We start from the raw sequence: 6,464 nt of genomic DNA, 5'->3' as shown, positions 1-6,464 counted from the left end.
CATAGGTATCTACACATTTATCGTGATACCTGTTATTACTTTGCAGAATGATTTCAACCTATCTGTTGGCGGGATTGACTCTCGCCTTACCCGCCGATATCAGACGCTGGTTAAACAGCATATGACGCCCGCGGCTCTTCTTGCTTCTGCGGTTAAAGACCTCGCAAGTGCTCAAAAATCAACTTTCGCAACTACCCAAGCTGTCTGGCGTTTTCTGAATAATAAGCGAATTAGCTTCAGTCAACTCAATGAGCCAATTATTTCGCTAGCACTTGAGCAAATTTCGCTTAGCCCGCATCCATACGCTCTCGTTGTTCATGATTGGTCACGTTTACAATTTCTTTACCATCATGCCAAATACGGACGCTTAAAAATGACGCACGGTGGCGATGTTGGATATGAACTTCAAAGCAGCTTGCTGGTTGATGCTGGCACGGGTTTGCCAATAGCGCCTCTATCTCAGACACTTACCGATGCAACCGGTTGTCATTCAACGTTGGCGGAAGGACTGTCCGAACGGCAGACACATATGGACGCCTTGACGACCGATATTGCCCGTGTGGAATCGCTTAATATAGGTAAAAAGCTGATTCATATAATTGATAGAGAGGGTGACTCTATTGGACATATGCGGACGTTGAGTACTCAAGGAATATGCTGGCTTATCCGAGGAAAAGAAGGACATGGTGCAGAGTGGCAAGGTAATTCATTGAAAATTGGTGAGATTGCTGCTCTTCTGCCATACAACGGATGCGGACAGGTAGACTGGAAAGGGAAAAAAGCTGATATGGAAATCAGTGAAACCTCGATAGTCATAACCCGAGCTGCGCAGCAGAAGCGTAAAGATAAAGAAACCGGCCGCCGCATAAAAATCCAACCTGGAGAGCCTCTGACGGTCAGATTGGTTGTTGTTCGGCTTACGGATGATCTCGGTAATGTGGTGGGACGCTGGACGCTGCTTACAAACGTTTGCAGCGAGATCACCTGCGAGGAAGTAGCTCGTTGGTATTACTGGCGCTGGAATATTGAATCATTTTTTAAGTTGCTGAAAGGTGCCGGACATGACGTAGAAACATGGCTTCAGCGCAGCGCGCCAGCCGTACTACGCAGGTTGTTAATAGCCAGTATGGCTGCTGTTCTGGTATGGCGGCTGCAACGCGCTGAAGGAGAAGAAAATGCGGCAGCCCGCCAGCTGATATGTCGCTTGTCAGGACGACAGCAAAAGCGAGGCCGCAGAGAGAGCGCTCCTGCTCTGCTCGCTGGCCTATCCATCTTGTTGAATACACTAAAATTATTATCGGAATATAGTCTGGAAGAACTTACTCATTTAGCGAGAGTTGCTCTTAAGCCTCCTCCCTGATGTGTAGATACCTATGCTTTATAGGCTGGGCTTTGTGCGCGTCGGGCAACGATGTCCACCGATTTCCCGTTAACCCGTAGCCGCAAAACCTTGCGCGCTGCCGCTGGCGGTGGATCAATTCTTCTGCCATGTGTCCAAGACCTCCGCTAAATCCTCAAGATTGTCTAAACCCATGGCATGCGGGTTGTGACGTAAGCGCACCTGATAATGGTCAACATTGTCGGACCAGATAAAGGTTTTATCTAACTCATCGGCCGGCGGCGCCACTTTACAGACGACGACTCTATCCCCCACCAGTTGCTTAACGCGGGCTGACAATGCCACAAATGCGGTATGTTTTTCTCTCTGGGTGCCGAAATCGTACCAGGAGAGCACCCTCTCTTGCGGTGCCCTGGAGACGGCGGTATCCGTTGGCGCCGGACTTTGCAACGTGGCATACAGGGTTTTATCAGAAGAGGTGAATGCGCCATTAGCGGATTGATACCGGGGCAAGCTCGCCACATCAATCTGTGCATAAACCAAAGACGCCGGATCGCGTGGCTCTGCCGGCAAAGGCGTCGCACCCTGCAGCGTGGCATAAAGGGTTTTTTCATAGGAGGTGAATGCGCTATTGGCGGATTGGAACTTGGGCAAGCTCGCCAGATCAATTTGTGCATAAACCAGCGACGCCGGATCGCCGGTATTTACCAGCAATGGCACAGGTCTTGATGGTCGTGTCGGCGCCTGATTAGCCACCGTTGCGCCGCCTTGCCGCGGGCGCTTGAGTCCCTGAGTGGGTGAGAGCGGCCGCGCGCTTTTGTGTTCACCGGGCATGGCGCCATCACGCAGGCTGAGGCTGGGTAGCTGCGGCGCGGCCGGTTGGGTGGCGTGTCGCCCGCCGGCGGCATTGTGCAGGTGGCTGCGGTTGGGTAGCTGCGGCGAGGCCGGTTGTGCGGCGTGTCGCCCGCCGGCGGCATCGTGCAGGTGGCTGCGGTTGGGCAGCGGCGGCGAGGCCGGTTGTGCGGCGTGTCGCCCGCCGGCGGCATCGTGCAGGTGGCTGCGGTTGGGCAGAGGCGGTGAGGCCGGTTGTGTGGCATCTCGCCCGCCGACGGCATTGTGCAGGTGGCTGCGGTTGGGCAGCGGCGGTGAGGCCGTTTGTTCGGCGTGTCGCCCGCCGGCGGCATTGTGCAGGTGGCTGCGGTTGGGCAGCGGCGGTGAGGCCGGTTGTGCTTTCGGATGAAGGTGGTTTGCCCCCGCTTTGGCGGGTAAATGCGGTGAGGGTGTCCGCAGGGCAACGACGTTGGCAAGCGCCGTATTTATGCGCATGGGGCGTGGCGGCACCGGCGGTGAGGACCTTCCTATTGTGGCTGGGCTAAGCCATTTTGCCTGTTTTACGGTGAGGGTTGCAGACCTGAACGGCGCTGGCCCGGTTGGATGCGCTTCCAGCGATTCTACCGGCGCTCGTGGCGGGAGATTGTCTTGCAGGATAGGTTTGATCATCGTGATACCTGTAGGTTGACCTAAAATGAGAGGAAAAACGTTACCGGTTACAGGGTAGGGCTTGAATTGACGGTTAACGCGACGGCGGGTTTCCTGTGCCGAGTTTTGTGCCTGGCGCAGGACCGGGCTAGGAACTGTGCATATTTATCGACCTGTAGTCCCACTGTTCGATAGATTATGCAGTTACTTTCCCGCCCGGCATCAGGTGAAAGGCTGATTCAGAGCGAAGGAATGGCGCAGCGATGAAAGGGGTGAGGGTCGAAGGGGGGAAGGCTAGGAAGGTGGAAAAGTGGAAGGTTAGGTGGTTGGAAGAGTGGAAGGCTAGGAGGGTGAAAGGGTGAAAGGGTGAAAGGGTGAAAGGGTGAAAGGGTGAAAGGGTGGAAGAGTGAGAGGGTCGAAGGGTGTAAGGGTCGAAGTGTGGACGCGTTAAAGTGTGCAACAACGAAAACGACCAAAAATGATGAAAGGGTAAAAACATCGGGGCGAAAAGCGAGGTGGTGCAAAGAGGAGCGAATGAAATGGCCCTAAGCCAGGCGGTAAGAAAAAGAACAGTGAAACGGTTACAGGATCAGGCGGTGTACAGAGTAACAGTGAAACCGCATAGGCTTTTCATTACGACCAAACAAGCGGATGTAACGCATTGTCACGACGGCAGCGGGTGAAAAAAAACCGCCGGCGGCGGTTTCTTTCTGAACGGTAGTGATCTGACGACGCGGGCCGGACGTCAGAATTTTACTACGTGCGGATCATCTATATCATGCAGGGTTTCATCTTCACGGCAGTCGCCTTCCGCGCAATGGCCATAAAGATAAAGACTGTGGTTGGTCAGTTTGATGTTGTGCTTTTTCGCGATGTCACGCTGGCGCGCTTCGATAAACTCATCGCGAAATTCGATGACCTTGCCGCAATCCAGGCAAATCAGGTGATCGTGGTGGTGCTGTTGGGTGAGCTCGAAAACCGATTTGCCACCCTCGAAATTGTGGCGGGTGACAATACCGGCGTCATCAAACTGGTTAAGTACGCGGTAAACCGTGGCCAGCCCGATTTCCTCACCCATGTCGATCAGCTTTTTATACAGATCTTCCGCACTGACGTGGTGGCATTCCGGGTCTTGCAACACTTCCAGGATCTTCAGCCTGGGAAGGGTCACTTTCAGGCCGGCCTTCTTTAATGCGATATTATTGTCAGTCATGCGGGTTTGGTCCTGTTACTTGATAATCAAGCTATAAGCTAACACAGCCTATAACAATCGTCGGCCCGAAAAATGGTTCACTGTCTCATTATAGAACTCGCGGTCAGGAATGAAAAAGAGACTCATTTTCATTATAGCCCACTCGGCGAGTAAGGACTATGTTACCTCTTTAGGTTCAAAAAATCACACAAAGTGTGGTGCTTGTACTGCTTTGGCGGAAAAAGTTACAAAATTGTAGCTATCAATTTGAAAGGAATTATTTATCAAGCCAGAAAGCGGCATCCTGCCGTCCGGAAAGGCCGGACGGCGGCAAGGCGATTAGCCCAGATTCATCTCTGCGCAGACTTGTTTAACCCAGCCATCGACGCGCTCGGCGGTAAGCTCCGGCTGCCGGTCTTCATCAATGGCCAGACCTAAAAAGTGATCGTCGTCGGCAAGTCCCTTGGACGCCTCGAAATGATAACCGGCGGTAGGCCAGTGGCCGACCAGCGTAGCGCCGTTGGGTTCGATAATATCCCGCAAGGTGCCCATCGCATCGCAGAAATACTCCGCGTAGTCTTCCTGATCGCCGCAGCCGAATAGGGCAATGATCTTGCCGTTGAAATCGACCTCTTCCAGCGTGGGGAAAAAATCATCCCAGTCGCACTGCGCTTCACCGTAATACCAGGTCGGGATACCCAACAGCAGACGGTCGTACCGTTCCAGATCTTCTTTGCTGCTTTTGGCGATGTCAAAAACATCAGCAACGTCGGTACCCAGTTGCTTCTGGATCATCTTGGCAATATTTTCGGTATTGCCGGTGTCACTGCCAAAAAAAATGCCTACACTCGCCATGAATATCAAAACCTCATAAATATTAAGGATATGCTCAATCGTCAACCTTAAGCTGATTAGGGCAATAATAGCAGACCATCACTTAAGGAGATACCTGCCGGCGAGGGGTTTTTGCCGCAAATCCGCCCTCGTGCGGTTAGCGCGCCCGCTGCGCCGGGAGGGCCGGCAATCATCTCGCGCAGGCAGGGTGCCTGTCCCGCAACCAGCGGCTGCCCGGCTGGACGCTCAAGCTGCGACGTGCCGGTGTGATGTTAAACCGCATTCCGCTGTCGCCCGGTAGGACACTTTTCCCGTAGGCGACGGCCCGCCGGTATAATGCCTGTTCCGCCGTCAACTGCCGGCGGGCAGTTTGCCCGTGCCGCATTCAGCCGGCAGGCTGCTGGCGCTCTAGTTCTGCCAGCAAAATAAGTTCGATAAGCTCACTACGGGACATCGCCCGCTGATCGGCTAATTTATTCAGCGCATCTACCGCCTGCGCATTAATTTTCAACTCCACCCGGCGCAACCCGCGCACTTTATCGCGCCGCAGCTGGTTACGCTTGTTGATTCTAAGCTGTTCATCCCGGGTAAGAGGGCTGGTTTTCGGCCGTCCCGGACGGCGTTCATCCGTAAATAAATCCAGCGTGGTGCGGTCCGTTTGTTCTTTTGCCATAGCTGATGAAAGGAATATGCAACCGTAAGCGGCAGGGTCGCCGGCGGGTGGCCTGAGCCCTGGCCGGCGTCTTCCGTTGTGTTATCTTGACCGGTCCCGGAGGCAGCCGGCATCCAAAAAACCCGTCATCTTACCTTAGCGACGCGGGCGGCGACAATGGCTAACTGCCTCAGCTTTCTTTTCCCTCCGCCAGAAAACGAACGACGGCGCGCAGCACCGCTTCGGGCTTTTCGGCATGCACCCAATGGCCTGCGCCGGCCACCACGTAAGCGTGAGCGTGGGGAAATTGCTGACGAATCTGTTCGCGGTAGCGATCATCCAGATACGGGGAGTTGCCGCCGCGGATAAACAGCATCGGTCCGGGCCAGGGGTCCTGCCTCCGCCAGCCGATAATGTCGGCGTAATTGCGCTCAATGCTTTCAAGGTCAAAACGCCAGTGTCCTTGATAAAACGATTTCAGCAAGAACTGCACGGTACCGGCATCGTCGATATCCTGCGCCATCAGCCGCGCCGCCTCGCTGCGCTGGGTGACCCCGGCGTCGCTGACGCGCGCCAAAGCGGTGAAAATGGCGTCATGGCGGCGGACCTCATAGGCGACCGGCGCCATGTCGATAACCACCGCCCGCGCGATGCGCTCCGGCGCCTGCGCGCATAACGTCATTGCCACTTTGCCGCCCATGGAATGACCGATGACGATGCAGCGCTCAATGAGCAGCGTGTCCAGCAACGCCAGTACATCCTGCGCCATCTCGTCATAACGCATGGTAGGCGCATGGGGTGACAGGCCGTGGTTACGTAAATCGATTTGCAGCGTGCGATGGTTCTCGCCAAGGGGACGGGCCAGCACGCCAAGATTATCCAAACTGCCGAACAGGCCGTGAATCAACACCACCGGCAGGCCCTGTTCCGACTGGCGCGCCGCCTGCAGTCGATAGTTCAATTTCATA

The 6,464-nt window shown here is 54.7% G+C and carries 6 protein-coding genes; 1 reads left to right on the top strand and 5 read right to left on the bottom strand.

Annotated elements, in window-relative coordinates; genetic code table 11:
* Window positions 1-1,360: flagellar biosynthesis protein FlhF (locus CINSTRO3249_RS01240; RefSeq protein ID WP_254304262.1), on the top strand; the 1,360-nt coding region annotated here is incomplete at its 5' end.
* A 114-nt stretch (window positions 1,361-1,474) separates the two neighbouring features.
* Here CINSTRO3249_RS01240 and CINSTRO3249_RS01235 read toward each other — a convergent pair.
* The 5 genes from CINSTRO3249_RS01235 to CINSTRO3249_RS01215 all read right to left on the bottom strand — a co-directional run bounded on the left by CINSTRO3249_RS01235 (window position 1,475) and on the right by CINSTRO3249_RS01215 (window position 6,463).
* Window positions 1,475-2,665 (bottom strand): hypothetical protein, encoded by a 1,191-nt coding sequence (locus CINSTRO3249_RS01235; RefSeq protein ID WP_074011839.1) that lies wholly within the window; start codon window positions 2,663-2,665, stop codon window positions 1,475-1,477.
* Between the two features lie 898 nt (window positions 2,666-3,563).
* Window positions 3,564-4,031: a ferric iron uptake transcriptional regulator gene (gene fur, locus CINSTRO3249_RS01230; protein ID WP_025422954.1), complete on the bottom strand. Its 468-nt coding sequence runs from the start codon at window positions 4,029-4,031 to the stop codon at window positions 3,564-3,566.
* A 318-nt stretch (window positions 4,032-4,349) separates the two neighbouring features.
* Entirely contained in the window at window positions 4,350-4,865 is a 516-nt protein-coding gene (gene fldA, locus CINSTRO3249_RS01225) for a flavodoxin FldA (protein WP_125933087.1), read from the bottom strand.
* A gap of 364 nt (window positions 4,866-5,229) precedes the next feature.
* Window positions 5,230-5,517, bottom strand: coding sequence for a LexA regulated protein (gene ybfE, locus CINSTRO3249_RS01220; protein ID WP_074011837.1), 288 nt, complete (start codon window positions 5,515-5,517; stop codon window positions 5,230-5,232).
* A gap of 169 nt (window positions 5,518-5,686) precedes the next feature.
* Window positions 5,687-6,463: an alpha/beta fold hydrolase gene (locus CINSTRO3249_RS01215; RefSeq protein ID WP_074011836.1), complete on the bottom strand. Its 777-nt coding sequence runs from the start codon at window positions 6,461-6,463 to the stop codon at window positions 5,687-5,689.
* Between the last annotated feature and the right edge of the window lies 1 nt (window position 6,464).

Origin of the sequence: Candidatus Sodalis sp. SoCistrobi (assembly GCF_900143145.1) — a bacterium.
Taxonomy (GTDB): domain Bacteria; phylum Pseudomonadota; class Gammaproteobacteria; order Enterobacterales; family Enterobacteriaceae; genus SoCistrobi.
This window is presented reverse-complemented; position numbering and strand designations above follow the sequence as displayed.

Bases quoted from the DNA above. Each gene is read 5' to 3' on its own strand.
- CINSTRO3249_RS01235 (WP_074011839.1), bottom strand. From the start codon at position 2,665: ATGCGCATAAATACGGCGCTTGCCAACGTCGTTGCCCTGCGGACACCC.
- fur (WP_025422954.1), bottom strand. From the start codon at position 4,031: ATGACTGACAATAATATCGCATTAAAGAAGGCCGGCCTGAAAGTGACC.
- fldA (WP_125933087.1), bottom strand. From the start codon at position 4,865: ATGGCGAGTGTAGGCATTTTTTTTGGCAGTGACACCGGCAATACCGAA.
- ybfE (WP_074011837.1), bottom strand. From the start codon at position 5,517: ATGGCAAAAGAACAAACGGACCGCACCACGCTGGATTTATTTACGGAT.
- CINSTRO3249_RS01215 (WP_074011836.1), bottom strand. From the start codon at position 6,463: ATGAAATTGAACTATCGACTGCAGGCGGCGCGCCAGTCGGAACAGGGC.